Source organism: Pantoea sp. sgz302252, assembly GCF_047713085.1.
In the GTDB taxonomy this organism is placed as follows: Bacteria; Pseudomonadota; Gammaproteobacteria; order Enterobacterales; family Enterobacteriaceae; genus Scandinavium.
On the sequence record NZ_JBLFJW010000044.1, the window covers coordinates 1 to 19,481 of the forward strand.

Sequence of the window (19,481 nt, forward strand, 5' to 3'; positions counted from 1 at the left end):
CTTTGAGTGCCCACACAGATTGTCTGATAAATTGTTAAAGAGCAGTTGAAACGCGGCTTTCGCACACCGTTTCGAGGTCCCGTATAATACGTTTTCCTCTTTCAGAGTCAACCCTCAATTTCAGGATTTTTTCTCTTCAACCGAACCGGCTGTTTGTGTGAAGTGATTCACATCTGCCGTGTCGATGGAGGCGCATTATAGGGAGTTCTCCGCAGCCCGCAAGGCCTAAATGACAGAAAAATGACTGACTGCTGCATTCCACAGCAAAACCCCGCTTTATACCTATTTACACACAGAGTTATCCACAAATGGGTAAAAACCCAAAAAATCGCGAGCGATGCGCAAACGTTTTCGTTACAATGCCGCGCTATGACAAGGATGCCCTCGTTGGGTGCATTAGCTGAGTTTTTTGCGGAAAATTCAGCTAACGCTCTCTGTAATGTTCAAATCCTGGGGATTTACTACCATGCAACAACGTCGTCCAGTCCGCCGCGCTTTACTTAGCGTTTCTGATAAAGCCGGTATTGTCGAATTCGCACAGGCCCTTTCCAAACGCGGCGTAGAGCTGCTCTCCACAGGCGGCACTGCCAGCCTGCTGGCAGGAAAAGGTCTGCCGGTCACCGAAGTATCTGACTACACCGGCTTCCCGGAGATGATGGATGGACGCGTGAAGACGCTGCACCCGAAAGTGCACGGTGGGATCCTCGGCCGCCGCGATCAAGATGACGCTATTATGGAAAAACACGGGATCGCGCCGATCGATATGGTCGTCGTTAACCTTTATCCATTCGCGCAAACCGTCGCTCGTGAAGGCTGCACGCTGGAAGACGCGGTCGAGAATATCGATATTGGCGGCCCTACCATGGTCCGCTCTGCCGCTAAGAACCATAAAGATGTGGCAATCGTTGTAAAGAGCAGCGATTACAGCACCATTATTGAAGAGATGGATGCTAACGAAGGATCCTTAACTCTCGACACCCGTTTCGATCTGGCGATCAAAGCTTTTGAGCACACCGCGGCTTACGACAGCATGATTGCCAACTACTTTGGCAGCCTGGTTCCCGCCTACCACGGTGAAACCAACGAGCCTTCCGGTCGCTTCCCTCGCACCCTGAACCTGAACTTCATTAAGAAGCAGGATATGCGCTATGGCGAAAACAGCCACCAGCAAGCTGCCTTCTATATAGAAGAAGAGGTAAAGGAAGCGTCAGTAGCCACAGCCCAGCAGGTGCAAGGCAAAGCGCTTTCCTATAACAACATCGCTGACACCGATGCCGCACTGGAATGCGTGAAAGAGTTCAGTGAGCCCGCGTGCGTTATCGTTAAACACGCCAACCCTTGTGGCGTTGCGGTAAGTGCTTCCCTTCTGGATGCCTACGACCGCGCGTATAAAACCGATCCGACTTCAGCTTTCGGCGGCATTATTGCGTTTAACCGCGAGCTGGATGCCGAAACCGCTCAGGCGATCATCTCCCGCCAGTTTGTAGAAGTTATTATTGCGCCCTCTGCGACTGAAGAAGCTTTGAAAATCACTGCCGCGAAACAAAACGTGCGCGTCCTGACCTGCGGTCAGTGGAATGCTCGCGTACCGGGTCTTGATTTCAAACGTGTTAATGGAGGTTTGCTGGTTCAGGATCGCGATCTGGGCATGGTGACCGCAGGCGAACTGCGCGTCGTCAGCAAACGCCAGCCAACTGAACAAGAGCTGCGTGACGCGCTGTTCTGCTGGAAAGTGGCGAAGTTCGTCAAATCCAACGCCATTGTTTATGCGAAAGAGAACATGACCATCGGGATAGGTGCTGGCCAGATGAGCCGCGTTTACTCCGCCAAAATCGCTGGTATCAAAGCTGGCGACGAAGGTCTGGAAGTGAAAGGCTCCGCCATGGCCTCTGACGCATTCTTCCCGTTCCGTGATGGCATTGATGCCGCTGCTGCCGTTGGTGTGAGCTGCGTTATCCAGCCTGGTGGTTCTATTCGTGATGAAGAAGTCATCGCTGCGGCAGATGAACATGGCATTGCCATGATCTTCACCGACATGCGCCACTTCCGCCATTAATTGCAGGAGCAGACGATGAAAGTTTTAGTCATTGGTAACGGCGGGCGCGAACACGCGCTGGCCTGGAAAGCCGCTCAGTCGCCGTTGGTTGATACCGTCTTTGTTGCGCCGGGCAATGCTGGCACGGCCCTGGAACCTACCCTTCAAAATGTGGCTATCAGCGCAACCGACATTCCTGCCCTGCTGAGCTTTGCCAAAAGCGAAGATATCGGCCTGACCATTGTCGGGCCGGAAGCGCCGCTGGTGATTGGTGTGGTAGATGCTTTCCGCGAAGCGGGACTGACCATTTTCGGCCCCACTCAGGGCGCAGCTCAATTGGAAGGGTCGAAGGCGTTTACCAAAGATTTCCTGGCTCGCCACAACATCCCTACCGCCGAATACCAGAACTTCACCGAAGTAGAACCTGCTCTGGCTTATCTGCGCGAGAAAGGTGCCCCTATCGTCATTAAAGCTGATGGTCTCGCTGCCGGGAAAGGGGTGATTGTCGCCATGACGCTCGAAGAAGCCGAAGCGGCGGTTAACGATATGCTGGCGGGCAACGCATTTGGTGATGCAGGCCACCGCATCGTCATCGAAGAGTTCCTCGACGGCGAAGAAGCGAGTTTCATCGTGATGGTCGACGGCGAAAATGTGCTGCCAATGGCCACCAGCCAGGATCACAAACGCGTGGGCGATGGCGACACCGGTCCAAACACGGGCGGGATGGGCGCTTACTCACCTGCGCCGGTCGTCACCGATGAAGTCCATCAGCGCACCATGGACCGCGTTATCTGGCCAACCGTCCGCGGGATGGCGGCAGAAGGGAATACTTACACTGGTTTTCTCTATGCCGGGCTGATGATCGATAAAGAAGGCAATCCGAAGGTTATCGAATTCAACTGCCGCTTTGGCGACCCGGAAACGCAACCTATCATGCTGCGCCTGCAGTCTGATCTGGTTGAACTGTGTCTGGCAGCCTGCGCAGGCAAACTGGATGAGAAAACTTCCCGCTGGGATCCGCGTGCTTCACTGGGCGTGGTGATGGCCGCAGGCGGTTATCCGGGGACCTATCGCAACGGTGATGAGATCCACGGTTTGCCGCTGGAAGAGGTTGAAGGCGGGAAAGTGTTCCAGGCTGGCACTACACTGTCGGAAGATGATCGTGTGCTGACCAACGGTGGGCGTGTACTTTGCGTGACCGCACTGGGCGAAACCGTGGCGGAAGCACAGAAGCGTGCTTACGCACTGATGACAGACATTCACTGGGATGGCTGCTTCAGCCGCGGGGATATTGGTTATCGCGCGATTGCGCGTGAGCAAGAGAAGTAAGTCCCAGCATTTCACCCTAACCCTCTCCTCAGGGAGAGGGGATTACTGCACTCAGAACGTCTTTTCCTTCGGTTGCCATGTGCAGAAATCTTCATTCGCCACCAGCAACAGTTGCGATCCTTCCGGCGCTTCCAGCCAGGCCACACTGACTTCCACTGGCGAATGGCTTTGACGGCGTTCGATATGCGCAATGGCAAGACTTTCAAGATCAGGTGTAACCGTCGGCCCTTCACAGGTCGTCACGGTGTGATTCGCGTGCCAGCGCCCTTGACGCAGCACGACGCGCCCTTGCCGCAGCGCATCACTGGTCTGGCGAATCTGCTGTGCCTGATAGCGATAGAGCGCAATCTGGTCATTGGAAAGCTGCTGCTTCTGACCGTCCACTTCACGCTGCATGAAACTGAGTTCGCCGTGGTTATCAAAACGCACGCGAATGTGTTCCGGTGGCTTACCGTAAATGTTGAGCTCAATCAGAGAGAGCGAATCGCCCTGCCAGCGATATTCGCTGGTTGAAGTGTTCCCACTCCGCCATGGGCTGAATGCCGTAAGCAGATGGGTTTCGTTGTCAGAATCTTTTCGCCAGATACGCACCGCGCCCTGGTTATCAGCATAACCACTGGCGGTAAACGGCGGGAGTGAGGAGTTATGGCTACATGCAGAGAGCAACAGAGCGCCTGCCAGCATCAGTGAACGACGCCAGAATGACAAAAGGGGCGGAGCCGCCCCTTCATTAAAACTGTTCACTGCCACGCGGTCTTACTTAACTGCGTCTTTCAGTGCTTTACCAGAAACAAATGCCGGCACGTTAGCTGCGGCGATTTTGATTTCTTTACCGGTCTGCGGGTTGCGGCCAGTACGCTCAGCGCGGTGGTTCACTTTGAAGGTACCGAAGCCAACCAGCTGTACAGCATCACCTTCTTTCAGAGACTCAGTAATAGCAGCCAGGGTGGATTCCAGAGCAGATTTTGCCTGTGCTTTAGACAGATCAGCCTTGTCCGCAATTACATCAATCAGTTGAGTCTTGTTCATATGTTATCCTTACAATGTGTTTATCGCTTGCTAAGCATCGAGTGCGACGAAAATGCCTGAAGAGCACTCTCCTGCATACACGCACCGATAGCCACTTATTTTCGCCTACCAAATGTAGACCAGACGGGGGGCAGATGTGAAGCCTTCAGGCACGACAATTCAGACTGAATGTCACGTTTTGTGGCTTCATTGCTGAAAATTTATACCGATATTGCTCTCGCCGGCCTCGCGAAGGTCTGCACGCAGCCCTTTGATAAGCTCAATATCACGCTCTTCGCACTCAGCAAGCAGTCGGAAAATTTCCCATTGAATGTCCCATTCCTGCTCAACCGCTGGGTTTTCTTTGAGCTCTTCGTCCGTCATTTCCCGACCCGCCTGGGTCATTTCCAGCATCGCGACGGTGGTAATCGACGCTTTACTGACTTCAATCGCATGCTCAAGCGTCTCACCGCTCAGGCGAGAATGAAGCAGCTCGCTTAACGCCACACAAGCATCGATAGCCGGATAAACACCGTACATATCGAAGTCATCGGCAACCGGAATGGCTTCTTCCAGTTTTTCAAGCTGGCTGTCGAAATTCACCTTCGCGTCCTTCACGGTCAGGGTTTCCCAGATAAGATCGAGAATGCGGCGATAAAGCTGGCCGTCGGCGAATTCTGTCTGCTGACAGAACACGGCATAGTTTGGGTACATGCGTTCGCACAGGCAGGCCATAAAGGTCACATGCTGCCAGCTTTCCAGCTTCTCAAGGCGCAGATGAATCGGGTTTTGTAACATGATCAGTTCTCAGAGACGTGAATGAGCGGAAGTTTACCTGAATCAAGGCTGAATTGCTTGCCAACGCTGGAAAGCAGGCCGCCCTGAAGCCACCGCATCGGCCCAGCGAGTTGGTTCCGGCAAACGATAGCCTTGCGTGCAGCGCTGAACCCATGCCAGCGCACTGTCCGCGCTCACACGATGTCCAGTGGCAATAAACAAAGGATTACAACGCACCTTGCTGCGCCAGACCCAGCCTAGCTGCTCGTCTTTATCCATGAGTGGTGCCAGCGCGCCAGCTTCAGCAGAAAGCGGTTCGAACTTGCCGCATAACCGTTTTTTCGCCACGCCAATAGTCGGCACGTCCACCAGCAAACCAAAATGGCTGGCAACCCCCAGACGTCGTGGATGAGAGATACCGTGACCATCCACGAACAGCAAGTCGGGTTTACGGGAGAGTTTATCCCACGCGGCAAGCAGCGCAGGATATTCACGAAAAGAGAGGAAACCGGGGATATACGGCATGGTGGTGGGAATGCGGGCGATTTGATATTCCACCAGTTTGAGGCTCGGGAATTCAAGCAACACCATCGCCGCGCGAGTAATTTCGCCCTCGTTTTCAAACCCAACATCTGCGCCACCGATCAGCAGCGGCGGATCCTGAATCAAGCGATCTTCGCGGATCACTGAAGACGCTAACGCCCGCTGTTGCTCCCGAAGATCTGCCAGATCCATGCCGTGTCCTTACTGGTGATAGTGCGCCGACAGACGATGAACGGCTTCAACAAACGCGCCCGCGTGTGCTGGCGGCACATCCTGATGAATACCGTGACCAAGATTGAAGACATGGCCTTCGCCCTCACCAAATCCGGCCAGAATAGTCGCCACTTCTTCCTCAATGCGTGCTGGTTGAGCGTAAAGCATCGACGGATCCATGTTGCCCTGAAGTGCCACTTTATGGCCTACGCGGCGACGCGCATCGGCGATATCGGTTGTCCAGTCCAGACCCAGCGCATCGCAGCCCGTTTCGGCCATCGCTTCCAGCCATTGCCCACCGCCTTTAGTAAACAGCGTCACAGGCACCCGGCGACCTTCATTTTCACGCAGCAGGCCGTCGATGATTTTATGCATATAGTAGAGAGAGAACTGCTGATAATCGCGCCCGGTAAGCACTCCTCCCCAGGTATCGAAAATCATGACCGACTGCGCGCCCGCGCGAATTTGCGCGTTGAGGTAGAGCGTGACGCTCTTCGCCAGCTTATCGAGCAGCAGATGCAGTGCCTGCGGATCGGCGTACATCATTTTTTTGATGACGGTAAACGCCTTGCTGCTACCACCTTCCACCATATAGGTCGCAAGCGTCCATGGGCTGCCAGAGAAACCAATCAACGGCACTTCGCCCTTCAATTCACGGCGAATGGTACGAACCGCATTCATCACATAGCCCAGTTCCTGTTCAGGATCGGGAACAGGGAGCTTTTCGATATCGGCTTTGGTTTTCAACGGCGAGGTAAAGCGTGGGCCTTCACCGGATTCAAAATAGAGGCCAAGGCCCATTGCATCAGGGATGGTCAGAATGTCCGAGAAGAGGATCGCCGCATCCAGCGGGTAACGGCGCAGCGGCTGGAGCGTCACTTCACAGGCCAGCTCGGCATTTTTGCACAGCGACATAAAATCGCCAGCTTCAGCGCGGGTGGCTTTGTACTCCGGCAAATAACGGCCTGCTTGCCTCATCATCCAGACGGGGGTGACATCAACAGGCTGGCGCAGCAGCGCACGCAGATAACGATCGTTCTTCAGTTCGGTCATGGTTGCAGTTCCTTAATGCGTCAGGCGCTCAGTGTACCATCACTCGTGGTCTGCCCGACACATCGCGACCGTATCTTCAATCAGGCGGCGCGCCACAGTACCCGGCGGCGGTAACAGCGGCAGCGAGTCATAGCGATACCAGTTCGCCTCCAAGAGCTCTTTCGGGTCGATAACAATATCGCCGCTGTCATAGTCGGCCATAAAAGCGGTCATCAAAGATTGCGGGAAAGGCCACGGTTGCGAAGTCACATAACGCAGGTTTTTTACCCGAATCCCACTCTCTTCCATCACTTCGCGAGCTACCGCCTGCTCGAGGGTTTCCCCAACTTCAACGAAGCCCGCCAACACAGTATGCACACCGTTGCGATGGCGAGTGTGTTGCGCCAGCAGGATCGAATCATCCCGACGAATCGCCACAATGATGCAAGGCGCTATCTGCGGGTAATAACGCTCACGGCAATGACTGCAAAGCATGGCCCATTCGGTTTTACTTGGGTGCATGGTGTGCCCGCAGTAACCGCAGAATTTATGCGAACGATAAAACTCCGCTAACTGCACGCCACGCCCTGCAAGCTGGAATAAGCCAACATCCTGATCAAGTACTTGCCGAACAGTGCCCAACTCATGACGACGCGCCTCCTGAACCAGCCAGACAGGTTCGCCCTGCCATTCACCGATTTGCATGGCGTGCTTGCCGGTAAGATCGAAACTTTCCGCCTCGCCGTGCGGAATTTCCCCACCCGGCAGCCATAATTTCTGTTCGTGGCTGACTATCCACCAGCCTCGATCTAATTTTTCAATTATACGATCCATATCTATTGCACTACCTTCGCTTCACTGGCACTTTGTTAACAGTGTTTTTACATTTTTTGGGTGAGCCGTTTTACACTTCAACTTGCGGAGTCAATCATGCTAAACCAGTTAGAAAGCCTGACAGAGCGCGTTGGCGGCAGCCATCATCTGGTCGATCAGTGGCTACAGGTTCGTAAGCAGTTGCTCGTCGCTTACTACAATCTGGTTGGCATTAAGCCTGGTAAAGGATCGTTTACGCGTCTCAATGAGAAAGCACTGGACGATTTTTGTCAGCGTCTGGTGGATTACCTCTCAGCCGGTCACTTCAGTATTTATGAACGCATTGTCGGCGAATTGGAAGGTGAAAACCCACTTTTAGCCGCCACAAAACTGTATCCGCAACTGGAAGGCAACACGCAACAGATTATGGATCTGTATGATTCCAGCCTGGAAACTGCCATTGATGACGACAACTGCATGGAGTTCCAGCAGGCGTTATCGATGCTGGGCGAAGCCCTCGCCGCCCGCTTCACGCTGGAAGACAGCCTGATTGCGCTGGCACTGGATAACAAACTCAACGGCAGCGCCAATGATGAAAATCAGATTGCGCGCCCGGCTTGAGTTCTTAAGCGTTAACGAGTAATTTACAACCTTCACCTCGTCGGTTGACGAGGGTTTATCTTGTCGGAGTGCCCATTTGGGCTGAGACCGTTAATTCGGGATCCGCGGAACCTGATCAGGCTAATACCTGCGAAGGGAACAAGAGTCAATCTGCTGTTGTATCGCCTTCCCGGCGATCTTCTCTCTTGCTTCATCCGTCGTCTGACAAGCCATATCCTTACTTTACTGGAATGTGCTATGTCTACACTCAAACTGTCCCGCCGCGAACAACGCGCGCAAGCTCAACACTTTATCGATACCCTCGAAGGGACCGCCTTCCCCAATTCTCAACGTATTTACCTCAACGGCTACCGTGAAGATATTCGCGTCCCCATGCGTGAAATCCAGCTCAGCCCAACGCTAACGGGTGGCACCAAAGAGCAGCCTCAATTCGAAGAAAACGAAGCCGTGCCGGTGTATGACACTTCCGGCCCGTATGGCGATCCAGCCATCGCGATTAACGTGCAGCAGGGCCTGGCAAAACTGCGCCAGCCATGGATTGATGCGCGTGCCGATAGCGAAGCGCTGGACGAACGCAGTTCCGCTTACACCAAAGAGCGTCTTGCCGATGATGGCCTGGATGAGCTGCGCTTCACCGGGCTGTTAACACCAAAGCGTGCCAAATCAGGGAAGCGCGTCACCCAGTTACACTATGCCCGGCAGGGGATCGTCACGCCAGAAATGGAGTTCATCGCGATTCGTGAAAACATGGGCCGCGAACGCATTCGTAGCGAAGTACTTCGCCACCAGCACCCAGGAGAAGGGTTCGGCGCACGCCTGCCAGAGAACATCACGCCTGAATTTGTGCGTGACGAAGTTGCCGCCGGGCGAGCGATTATTCCTGCCAACATCAACCATCCTGAATCTGAACCGATGATTATCGGCCGTAACTTCCTCGTTAAGGTCAACGCCAATATCGGTAATTCGGCGGTCACTTCTTCCATCGAAGAGGAAGTAGAAAAACTGGTGTGGTCCACGCGCTGGGGCGCAGACACCGTCATGGACCTTTCTACCGGGCGCTATATCCACGAAACGCGCGAGTGGATCTTGCGTAACAGCCCGGTGCCGATCGGCACAGTTCCGATCTACCAGGCATTAGAGAAAGTGAACGGGATCGCCGAAGATCTGACCTGGGAAGCGTTCCGCGATACGCTGCTGGAACAAGCTGAACAAGGCGTGGACTACTTCACCATTCACGCGGGCGTGCTGCTACGTTATGTTCCCATGACCGCCAAACGCCTGACCGGGATTGTGTCCCGCGGCGGCTCCATCATGGCGAAATGGTGCCTCTCCCATCATCAGGAAAACTTCCTCTACGAACACTTCCGCGAGATTTGCGAAATCTGCGCCGCCTATGACGTGTCGCTGTCGTTGGGTGATGGTCTGCGTCCGGGCTCTATTCAGGATGCGAATGATGAAGCCCAATTTGCCGAACTGCATACCCTGGGTGAACTCACCAAAATCGCCTGGGAATACGACGTGCAGGTGATGATTGAAGGCCCGGGCCATGTGCCGATGCAGATGATCCACCGCAACATGACCGAAGAGCTTGAGCACTGCCACGAAGCGCCGTTCTACACCCTCGGCCCATTGACCACTGATATCGCTCCGGGCTACGACCATTTCACTTCTGGTATTGGCGCGGCGATGATCGGCTGGTTTGGCTGCGCGATGCTGTGCTATGTCACACCCAAAGAGCACCTCGGCTTGCCGAATAAAGAAGATGTGAAACAGGGGCTGATTACCTACAAAATCGCCGCGCACGCCGCAGATTTGGCAAAAGGCCACCCCGGCGCGCAAATACGCGATAACGCTATGTCAAAAGCACGCTTCGAATTCCGTTGGGAAGACCAGTTCAATCTGGCGCTCGATCCGTTTACCGCCCGCGCTTATCACGATGAAACGCTGCCGCAAGAATCAGGCAAAGTCGCTCATTTCTGTTCAATGTGCGGCCCTAAATTCTGCTCAATGAAAATCACCCAGGAAGTCCGTGACTACGCGGCAAAGCAAGCCATCGACGCGGGCATGAGTGATATGTCGAACAGCTTCCGCGCCAAAGGTGGTGAAATTTATCTGCGCAAGGAGGAAGCCTGATGTATCAGCCAGATTTTCCGCCCGTGCCGTTTCGCCTTGGCCTCTACCCGGTGGTAGATAGCGTTGCGTGGCTTGAGCGTCTGCTCGAAGCCGGAGTGCGTACCCTTCAGTTGCGCATAAAAGACAAACGCGACGAGGAGGTGGAAGCCGATGTCATTGCTGCCATTAAGCTTGGCCGCAGATACAACGCTCGTCTGTTTATCAATGATTATTGGCGACTGGCAATTAAGCACCGGGCTTACGGCGTGCATCTGGGGCAAGAAGACCTGGAGGTCACTGACCTGAAAGCCATTCGTGAGGCCGGACTACGCCTTGGTGTTTCTACTCATGACAATATGGAAATCGAGGTGGCGCTGGTGGTGAAGCCTTCTTACATCGCACTCGGCCATGTTTTCCCAACACAAACCAAGCAGATGCCGTCAGCCCCGCAAGGGCTGGCGCAACTCGGCACGCACGTAGAACGTCTGAGAGATTATCCAACAGTCGCTATTGGTGGGATCAGTCTTGAGCGCGCCCCTGCTGTTCTGGCAACTGGCGTGGGAAGCATCGCCGTGGTCAGCGCCATTACCCAGGCTCCGGATTGGCAGCTTGCCACCGCGCAGCTCCTTGAAATGGCGGGAGCAGGCAATGAATGACCACGAGTTCATGCGTTACAGCCGTCAAATCCTGCTGGAAGATATTGCGGTGGAAGGCCAGCAAAAATTACTCACCAGCCGGGTGCTTATTGTTGGGCTTGGGGGCCTGGGCTCACCTGCCGCGCTGTACCTTGCTGGCGCTGGCATTGGCACTTTGGTGCTGGCCGATAATGACACGGTGCATCTCAGTAACTTACAGCGCCAGATCCTGTTTACTGCCGACGATATCAGCCACCCAAAAGCGGAAGCGACGCAGCAACGTCTTGCGCAGCTAAACCCTGAAATCACACTCATCGCGCTGAATGAACGGCTGGAAGGTCGATCTTTGGAGCTGCAGGTCATGCAAGCCGATGTCGTGCTTGATTGCACCGATAACATGGCGACTCGTCAGGCTATCAATGCCGCCTGCGTGAAACACTGCACTCCGTTAATCACGGCCAGCGCCGTTGGTTTCGGTGGGCAGCTGATGGTGGTCACTCCGCCCTGGACACACGGCTGCTACCGTTGCCTCTGGCCAGAGACACAGGAGCCAGAACGTAATTGCCGAACCGCAGGCATTGTCGGCCCGGTGGTTGGCGTGATGGGAACTTTACAGGCGCTCGAAGCCATTAAGTTACTCAGTGGAATGAGCATTGCTCAGGATTCACTGCGTCTCTTTGATGCCCGCTCAGGAAACTGGCGCTCGCTTATCAGAACACGTTCTGTGGATTGCCCGGTGTGTGGAGGGCAACATGCAAATTCTCGTTAACGATGAACCCACTCACTACGCGGATGGCCTGAGCGTTGCCGAGCTGATGACAACGTTGGATCAGGACAAACCTGGTGTCGCGCTGGCGCTAAATCAGCAGATTTTGCCGCGTGCGAAGTGGGAACGTCAGCCTTTGCGAGAGGGCGACGAGTTGGTGCTTTTTCAGGTGATTGCCGGAGGCTGAGATGTTACGTATTGCGGATAAAACGTTTGATTCCCATCTGTTTACGGGCACCGGGAAGTTCGCCACTTCAACGCTGATGATGGACGCCATTCGCGCCTCCGGCAGCCAGTTGGTGACGCTGGCAATGAAACGCGTGGATTTGCGCCAACAGAACGATGCCATCCTTCAACCTCTGCTTGAAGCGGGCGTGAGGTTACTGCCCAATACTTCCGGCGCTAAAACGGCAGAAGAAGCCATTTTTGCCGCAAGGCTTGCACGTGAAGCACTTGGCACAAACTGGCTGAAGCTTGAAATCCACCCGGATGCCCGTTGGCTGCTACCCGATCCCATTGAAACGCTGAAAGCCGCAGAAGCTTTGGTCAAAGAAGGCTTCGTCGTCCTGCCTTATTGCGGCGCAGACCCCGTTCTTTGCAAACGACTAGAAGAAGCCGGTTGCGCGGCAGTCATGCCATTGGGTGCACCAATTGGTTCGAATCAAGGGCTGGAGACGCGAGCGATGCTGGAAATCATCATCGCTCAGGCGACCGTTCCGGTTGTTGTTGATGCGGGGATTGGTGTGCCGAGCCACGCGGCACAAGCCATAGAGATGGGCGCGGACGCGGTTCTGGTGAACACGGCGATTGCCGTAGCCGACTCCCCGGTGCAAATGGCAAAAGCTTTTCGCCTGGCGGTTGAAGCTGGCTTGCTCGCTCGCGAGGCTGGGCCGGGCGCGAAAAACAGTACCGCACAGACCACCAGCCCACTGACGAGTTTTCTGGAGGCTCTGTAATGGCGGCCTTCACCGAACGCTGGCAGGAACTGAACTGGGATGACATTCGGCTGCGCATCCACAGCAAAACGGCGGCCGATGTGGAGCGGGCACTTGCCGCCCATCAGATCAGCCGGGATGACTTTATGGCCTTACTTTCGCCTGCAGCAGACCGTTATCTGGAGCCTCTGGCGCAAAAAGCGCAGCAGTTAACCCGTCAACGCTTCGGCAACACGGTCAGCTTTTACGTCCCACTTTATCTCTCAAACCTTTGCGCCAACGACTGCACCTATTGTGGTTTCTCGATGAGCAATCGCATTCGCCGCAAGACGCTCGATGCAGAGGAAATTGCGCGTGAATGTGACGCTCTCCACGCAATGGGATTTGAGCATCTGCTGCTAGTCACCGGCGAGCATCAAACGAAGGTTGGCATGGACTACTTTCGCCAGCATCTACCAGCGATTCGTCGCCAGTTTGCTTCGTTGCAAATGGAAGTGCAGCCGCTATCGCAAGCTGACTATGCAGAACTCAAAACGCTGGGGCTCGATGGCGTGATGGTTTATCAGGAGACCTATCACCAGGCCACGTATGCGCGTCACCATCTGAAGGGGAATAAGCAAGATTTCTTCTGGCGGCTGGAAACACCAGACAGACTGGGACGCGCGGGTATCGATAAGATTGGCCTTGGCGCACTGATTGGTCTTTCTGACAGTTGGCGCGTGGATTGCTATATGGTTGCTGAGCACCTTTTATGGCTGCAACAGCACTACTGGCAAAGTCGTTATTCACTTTCTTTCCCGAGACTGCGTCCCTGTGCCGGTGGTGTGGAACCCGCTGCAATCATGAACGAGCGCCAGTTGGTACAAACCATTTGCGCATTTCGTCTTCTCTCTCCGGAATCGGAGCTGTCGTTGTCGACGCGTGAATCACCTGATTTTCGCGACCGGGTTATCCCCATCGCCATTAATAACGTCAGCGCCTTTTCCAAAACGCAGCCGGGCGGCTATGCCGACGATCACCCGGAGCTGGAGCAATTTGCGCCGCATGATGGGCGTCGCCCAGAAGACGTAGCAAAGGCGTTGATTGCCGGTGGACTTCAGCCCGTCTGGAAAGATTGGGATAGCTGGCTGGGAAGACGCTCGCAATAAATGTGCAACGACTGTAGAGAAAGGTAATCCGTTCTGAAGCCATCCCGAAATACGTAGCATTGGAGGTTGCTGCGTGAATCGCCTCACATTACGCTGCCCAAGTCAGCAGGAGATGTTGACCAGGGCGGCGGTGCTCTTCCTCTCCCGCCCTGCTTCCTGCTAAACAGCAGGGAAAAAACCAGATTGTTTGTGGCGGTGTTGTTTGATTTTACGCCATGGCGCTCCCCAGAACTGGCGGCCGTTCTGCAGTAAAATTCGCAAAATGTAACCGGTTTCATAAATTTGCGCTGATCTTTGTGATGCCTTACACACAATCACCGCAAAGCGGTTGTTGATTGCCGCGCCTCGGGATAAACATGAGTTATCAAGGACCATGAGGGCTAGTTATGAAGAACATCGTTTTATGCTGTGCAGCAGGCATGTCCACCAGCATGCTGGTTCAACGTATGAAAGACGCAGCTCAGAAAAAAGGCGTCGAAGTCTCTATCAAAGCCGTTCCCGTTGCTGAGTTCAAAGACAACATCGCGACAGCAGACATCGTGCTGCTGGGGCCGCAGGTAAAATACGAGCAGGCGAAACTGCAGGCCGAGGCTGAGCCACTGGGTAAAAAAGTCGCGGTTATCGATATGATGGATTACGGCATGATGAAAGGTGATGTCGTTCTTGAGAAAGCCCTCAAACTGCTGGAGTCGTAATGGAAGATTTAGAATCAATCATCATGGAGCTGTTGGTAAATGCTGGTGCCGCACGTAGTTCAGCATTAACGGCCCTGCAACTGGCCCGCAAAGGCGACTTCGCCGCTGCCGAGCAGTCCATGGCAGAATCTCGCGAATTTGTGAAACACGCACACACCATCCAGACCCAGCTTATCGGTCTGGACGAAGGCACAGGTAAACTGCCTGTTAATCTGATTACCGTGCATTCTCAGGACCACCTGATGAACGCCATGGTGATTCAGGATCTGGCTGGCGATATGATTGAACTGTATCGCCGTCTGCCGCTGGTAAACTAAAAAAATATTCCTCAGTCATACAAATGCCCGCTCTGCGGGCATTTTTGTTTTTGTCTGGAGCCTGTGGATTGCCCGGCGGCGCTACGCTTGCCAGGCCTACAAAACGGGACAATCCACAGGCCGGCGTAAAGCGAAGCCGCCACCCGGCATTAGCATCGATGTCACACGTGTTCACGCTATTTTGCGATGGACCATAAAAAAACCCGCCGAAGCGGGTTTTTATTTAGCGTTTACTCTGTCAACGATTACTCGTTGTCAGAACCGCCGAGGCCTGCGTTCAGCAGTTCTGCAAGGCTTGCAGAGGCTTCATCAGCAGTCACCTGCGGTGCGGCAGGAACTTCACCCGCTGCACGGCGACGGATGCGATCCTGGTGATACGCATAACCGGTACCGGCTGGGATCAGACGACCCACGATGACGTTCTCTTTCAGACCGCGCAGTTCGTCGCGTTTGCCCGCAACGGCTGCTTCGGTCAGAACGCGAGTGGTCTCCTGGAACGATGCCGCGGAGATGAAGGACTCGGTTGCCAGAGACGCTTTGGTGATACCCAGCAGATCGCGCGCATAGGTCGCGCTGATTTTGCCTTCAGCTTCAAGTTCGCGGTTAGCGATCTTAACGCGAGAGTATTCCACCTGCTCACCTTCGAGGAAGTCGGAGCTTCCGGCGTTGGCGATGGTCGCTTTACGCAGCATCTGACGAACGATAACTTCGATGTGCTTATCGTTAATCTTAACACCTTGCAGACGATAAACTTCCTGCACTTCGTTAGTGATGTAACGGGTCACAGCATGAACACCACGCAGACGCAGAATGTCGTGCGGCGCTTCTGGACCATCAGACACAACGTCACCACGTTCTACGCGTTCACCTTCGAACACGTTCAGCTGACGCCACTTAGGAATCATCTCTTCGTACGGATCACTACCGTCAACCGGGGTGATCACCAGACGGCGTTTACCTTTGGTTTCTTTACCGAAGGAAATGATACCGCTGATTTCCGCCAGAATGGCTGGTTCTTTCGGACGACGGGCTTCGAACAGATCCGCAACGCGTGGCAGACCACCGGTAATATCCTTGGTACCGCTGGATTCCTGAGGAATACGCGCCAGAGCATCACCCGCACCGATCTGGATGCCATCATCCAGCTGAACGATCGCTTTACCTGGCAGGAAGTACTGAGCAGGCATATCGGTGCCTGGGATCAGAACGTCGTCGCCTTTGGCATCAACGATTTTCAGTGCTGGACGCAGGTCTTTACCACCGGTAGTACGTTCTGCAGAATCCAGAACCACCAGGGAAGACAGACCAGTCAGTTCGTCGGTCTGACGAGTAATCGTCTGGCCGTCGATCATGTCAGTGAAGCGAATGAAACCAGACACTTCAGTGATAACTGGCATGGTGTGCGGATCCCAGTTTGCTACGGTCTCGCCGCCAGCAACCTGCTCACCATCACCCTTCGCCATGACCGCACCGTAAGGCACTTTATAGCTTTCTTTGGTACGACCGAATTCGTCGATCAGTTTCAGCTCAGTGTTACGGGAAGTGACAACCAGCTTGCCAGCAGAGTTCACAACAGACTTGGCGTTGGACAGCTTGATGCTACCCTTGTTTTTCACCTGAATGCTGGATTCTGCAGCCGCACGAGATGCCGCACCACCGATGTGGAACGTACGCATCGTCAGCTGTGTACCAGGTTCACCGATGGACTGTGCCGCGATAACCCCGATAGCTTCACCTTTGTTGATGATGTGGCCACGCGCCAGGTCACGACCGTAGCAGTGCGCACAGACACCAAAGTCGGTGTCACAGGATACAACGGAGCGGACTTTGACGGAGTCAACGGAGTTCGCTTCCAGCAGGTCACACCAATGTTCGTGCAGCAGAGTGTTGCGCGGAACAAGGATGTCTGCGGTACCTGGCTTCAGAATGTCTTCTGCAGCCACACGGCCCAGAACGCGATCGCGCAGTGGCTCTTTAACATCACCACCCTCGATAACCGGGGTCATGGTGATACCTTCGAGAGTGCCACAATCGTCTTCAGTCACCACCAGATCCTGTGCAACGTCAACCAGACGACGCGTCAGATAACCGGAGTTTGCCGTTTTCAGTGCGGTATCCGCCAGACCTTTACGAGCACCGTGAGTAGAGATGAAGTACTGGAGTACGTTCAGACCTTCACGGAAGTTCGCGGTGATTGGCGTTTCGATGATGGAGCCATCTGGCTTCGCCATCAGACCACGCATACCTGCCAGCTGACGAATCTGTGCAGCAGAACCACGCGCACCGGAGTCGGCCATCATATAGATGCTGTTGAAGGAAACTTGCTGCTCTTCAACGCCGTCACGGTTGATCACGGTCTCGGTCTGCAGGTTATCCATCATCGCTTTGGAAACACGATCGTTCGCCGCAGCCCAGATATCGATAACTTTGTTGTAGCGTTCCCCCGCGGTAACCAGACCAGACTGGAACTGCTCCTGGATCTCGGCAACTTCAGCTTCCGCTTCAGAGATGATCTCGTGTTTCTTCTCTGGGATAACCATGTCGTCGATACCTACGGACGCACCTGAGCGCGCAGCGTAAGCAAAACCGGTGTACATGGTCTGGTCAGCGAAGATAACGGTCGGCTTCAGGCCCAGAATGCGGTAACAGGTGTTCAGCATTTTCGAGATAGCTTTCTTACCCAGCGCCTGGTTGACGATGGAGAAAGGCAGACCTTTCGGTACGATCATCCACAAAATCGCACGACCAACGGTCGTATCGATGATGCTGGTTTTCGCAACGAATTCGCCGTGAGCATCTTTTTCGTATTCGGTGATACGCACTTTAACGCGCGCATGCAGAGAGGCCAGGCCAGCGCGGTAAATACGCTCAGCTTCTTTCGGGCCAGTCAGCACCATGCCTTCGCCTTTGGCGTTAACACAGTCACGGGTCATGTAGTACAGACCCAGTACAACGTCCTGAGACGGAACGATGATTGGCTCGCCGTTCGCTGGAGACAGGATGTTGTTGGTAGACATCATCAGCGCACGCGCTTCGAGCTGGGCTTCCAGCGTCAGCGGTACGTGTACAGCCATCTGGTCACCATCGAAGTCGGCGTTGTACGCCGCACAGACCAGTGGGTGCAGCTGAATAGCTTTACCTTCGATCAGTACAGGTTCAAATGCCTGAATACCCAGACGGTGCAGCGTTGGTGCACGGTTCAACAGTACCGGGTGTTCGCGGATAACTTCGTCCAGGATATCCCAAACGACAGCTTCTTCACGCTCAACCATTTTCTTCGCGGCTTTGATGGTGGTGGCGAGTCCTCGCAGTTCCAGCTTGCCGTAAATGAACGGTTTGAACAGCTCCAGTGCCATTTTCTTCGGCAGACCGCACTGATGCAGACGCAGGTATGGACCTACGGTGATAACAGAACGACCGGAGTAGTCAACACGCTTACCGAGCAGGTTCTGACGGAAACGACCCTGTTTACCTTTGATCATATCGGCCAAAGATTTCAGAGGACGTTTGTTAGAACCGGTGATAGCACGACCGCGACGACCGTTATCCAGCAGGGCGTCAACCGCTTCCTGCAGCATACGTTTTTCGTTACGTACGATGATATCTGGCGCAGCCAGATCCAGCAGACGTTTCAGACGGTTGTTACGGTTGATCACGCGACGATACAGATCGTTCAGATCGGACGTTGCGAAACGACCACCATCCAGCGGTACCAGTGGACGCAGATCTGGCGGCAGAACCGGCAGAACCGTCAGGATCATCCACTCTGGCTTGTTACCAGACTGAACGAACGCTTCCAGCAGCTTGATACGCTTGGTCAGCTTTTTACGTTTGGTTTCGGAGTTGGTTTCGTTCAGCTCTTCACGCAGCTGCTCGCACTCCTGCTCCAGATCCATGCTCTTCAGCAGGGCCTGGATAGCTTCCGCACCCATCTTCGCGTCGAATTCGTCACCGAACTCTTCCAACGCATCCAGATACTGCTCTTCAGTCAGGATCTGATTACGTTCGAGGTTGGTCATACCGCCTTCGATAACAACATAAGATTCGAAGTACAGTACGCGTTCGATATCACGCAGTGGCATATCGAGCAGCAGACCGATACGGGATGGCAGTGATTTCAGGAACCAGATGTGAGCAGTCGGAGACGCCAGCTCGATGTGGCCCATGCGCTCACGACGCACTTTGGTCTGGGTCACTTCAACGCCGCACTTCTCACAGATAACACCACGGTGTTTCAGGCGCTTGTACTTACCGCACAGGCACTCGTAATCTTTTACTGGCCCAAAGATACGGGCGCAGAAAAGGCCGTCACGTTCAGGCTTGAACGTACGGTAGTTGATGGTTTCCGGCTTTTTAACTTCACCAAAAGACCATGAACGGATCATGTCTGGCGAAGCCAGAGCAATTTTGATCGCATCAAACTCTTCGGTTTTAGTTTGCGCTTTCAGAAACTTTAATAAGTCTTTCACGGATTTGCTCCCGTCGGAGTTAGCACAATCTGG

At 54.2% G+C, this 19,481-nt stretch carries 18 protein-coding genes and 1 riboswitch; of the genes, 11 read left to right on the plus strand and 7 right to left on the minus strand.

What is annotated here, in order from left to right:
* The first annotated feature begins 466 nt into the window (after positions 1-466).
* Both purH and purD read left to right on the plus strand, forming a co-directional pair.
* Complete coding sequence (gene purH, locus ACLW56_RS22905) at positions 467-2,056, plus strand: bifunctional phosphoribosylaminoimidazolecarboxamide formyltransferase/IMP cyclohydrolase (protein ID WP_330985973.1); 1,590 nt, start codon at positions 467-469, stop codon at positions 2,054-2,056.
* A 15-nt stretch (positions 2,057-2,071) separates the two neighbouring features.
* A complete protein-coding gene (gene purD / locus ACLW56_RS22910) occupies positions 2,072-3,364 on the plus strand; it encodes a phosphoribosylamine--glycine ligase (protein ID WP_330985974.1) in 1,293 nt (430 codons plus the stop codon).
* A 51-nt stretch (positions 3,365-3,415) separates the two neighbouring features.
* On the opposite strand, the gene ACLW56_RS22915 is transcribed toward purD, so the two are convergent.
* The 6 genes from ACLW56_RS22915 to nudC all read right to left on the minus strand — a co-directional run bounded on the left by ACLW56_RS22915 (position 3,416) and on the right by nudC (position 7,771).
* Entirely contained in the window at positions 3,416-4,108 is a 693-nt protein-coding gene (locus tag ACLW56_RS22915) for a DUF1481 domain-containing protein (RefSeq protein WP_330985993.1), read from the minus strand.
* Between the two features lie 12 nt (positions 4,109-4,120).
* Positions 4,121-4,393: a nucleoid-associated protein HU-alpha gene (hupA, locus tag ACLW56_RS22920; protein WP_006816568.1), complete on the minus strand. Its 273-nt coding sequence runs from the start codon at positions 4,391-4,393 to the stop codon at positions 4,121-4,123.
* 186 nt (positions 4,394-4,579) lie between these two features.
* Positions 4,580-5,170 carry a YjaG family protein gene (locus ACLW56_RS22925; protein ID WP_330985975.1) on the minus strand — a complete coding sequence of 197 codons (591 nt, stop codon included), beginning with the start codon at positions 5,168-5,170 and terminating at the stop codon, positions 4,580-4,582.
* Positions 5,171-5,212: 42 nt separating this feature from the next.
* A complete protein-coding gene (gene nfi, locus ACLW56_RS22930) occupies positions 5,213-5,884 on the minus strand; it encodes a deoxyribonuclease V (protein WP_330985976.1) in 672 nt (223 codons plus the stop codon).
* A 9-nt stretch (positions 5,885-5,893) separates the two neighbouring features.
* Positions 5,894-6,958 carry a uroporphyrinogen decarboxylase gene (gene hemE / locus ACLW56_RS22935; RefSeq protein ID WP_330985977.1) on the minus strand — a complete coding sequence of 355 codons (1,065 nt, stop codon included), beginning with the start codon at positions 6,956-6,958 and terminating at the stop codon, positions 5,894-5,896.
* 39 nt (positions 6,959-6,997) lie between these two features.
* Positions 6,998-7,771: an NAD(+) diphosphatase gene (gene nudC, locus ACLW56_RS22940; RefSeq protein WP_330985978.1), complete on the minus strand. Its 774-nt coding sequence runs from the start codon at positions 7,769-7,771 to the stop codon at positions 6,998-7,000.
* Positions 7,772-7,867: 96 nt separating this feature from the next.
* Here nudC and rsd point away from each other — a divergent pair, with 96 nt between their 5' ends.
* From rsd to ACLW56_RS22985, 9 genes are all read left to right on the plus strand, one after another.
* Entirely contained in the window at positions 7,868-8,371 is a 504-nt protein-coding gene (gene rsd / locus ACLW56_RS22945; protein WP_330985979.1) for a sigma D regulator, read from the plus strand.
* 54 nt (positions 8,372-8,425) lie between these two features.
* A riboswitch (TPP riboswitch) is annotated at positions 8,426-8,526 on the plus strand.
* An 82-nt stretch (positions 8,527-8,608) separates the two neighbouring features.
* Positions 8,609-10,504, plus strand: coding sequence for a phosphomethylpyrimidine synthase ThiC (thiC, locus tag ACLW56_RS22950; protein WP_330985980.1), 1,896 nt, complete (start codon positions 8,609-8,611; stop codon positions 10,502-10,504).
* Positions 10,504-11,139 (plus strand): thiamine phosphate synthase, encoded by a 636-nt coding sequence (thiE, locus tag ACLW56_RS22955; RefSeq protein ID WP_330985981.1) that lies wholly within the window; start codon positions 10,504-10,506, stop codon positions 11,137-11,139. The genes thiC and thiE overlap by 1 nt, the downstream gene beginning before the upstream one ends.
* Positions 11,132-11,887 carry a thiazole biosynthesis adenylyltransferase ThiF gene (thiF, locus tag ACLW56_RS22960; RefSeq protein WP_330985982.1) on the plus strand — a complete coding sequence of 252 codons (756 nt, stop codon included), beginning with the start codon at positions 11,132-11,134 and terminating at the stop codon, positions 11,885-11,887. Before thiE ends, thiF begins: the two co-directional genes overlap by 8 nt.
* Positions 11,871-12,071 (plus strand): sulfur carrier protein ThiS, encoded by a 201-nt coding sequence (gene thiS / locus ACLW56_RS22965; RefSeq protein ID WP_330985983.1) that lies wholly within the window; start codon positions 11,871-11,873, stop codon positions 12,069-12,071. The genes thiF and thiS overlap by 17 nt, the downstream gene beginning before the upstream one ends.
* Position 12,072: 1 nt before the next feature.
* On the plus strand, positions 12,073-12,840 hold the full coding sequence (thiG, locus tag ACLW56_RS22970; RefSeq protein WP_330985984.1) for a thiazole synthase: 768 nt from the start codon (positions 12,073-12,075) through the stop codon (positions 12,838-12,840).
* Positions 12,840-13,967, plus strand: coding sequence for a 2-iminoacetate synthase ThiH (gene thiH, locus ACLW56_RS22975; protein WP_330985985.1), 1,128 nt, complete (start codon positions 12,840-12,842; stop codon positions 13,965-13,967). The genes thiG and thiH overlap by 1 nt, the downstream gene beginning before the upstream one ends.
* Positions 13,968-14,353: 386 nt before the next feature.
* Entirely contained in the window at positions 14,354-14,662 is a 309-nt protein-coding gene (locus ACLW56_RS22980; protein ID WP_330985986.1) for a PTS sugar transporter subunit IIB, read from the plus strand.
* A complete protein-coding gene (locus tag ACLW56_RS22985) occupies positions 14,662-14,979 on the plus strand; it encodes a PTS lactose/cellobiose transporter subunit IIA (RefSeq protein ID WP_330985987.1) in 318 nt (105 codons plus the stop codon). Before ACLW56_RS22980 ends, ACLW56_RS22985 begins: the two co-directional genes overlap by 1 nt.
* A gap of 245 nt (positions 14,980-15,224) precedes the next feature.
* Here the strand turns inward: ACLW56_RS22985 and rpoC are convergent, their stop codons facing one another.
* Entirely contained in the window at positions 15,225-19,448 is a 4,224-nt protein-coding gene (gene rpoC, locus ACLW56_RS22990) for a DNA-directed RNA polymerase subunit beta' (RefSeq protein WP_330985988.1), read from the minus strand.
* Positions 19,449-19,481 lie beyond the last annotated feature (33 nt).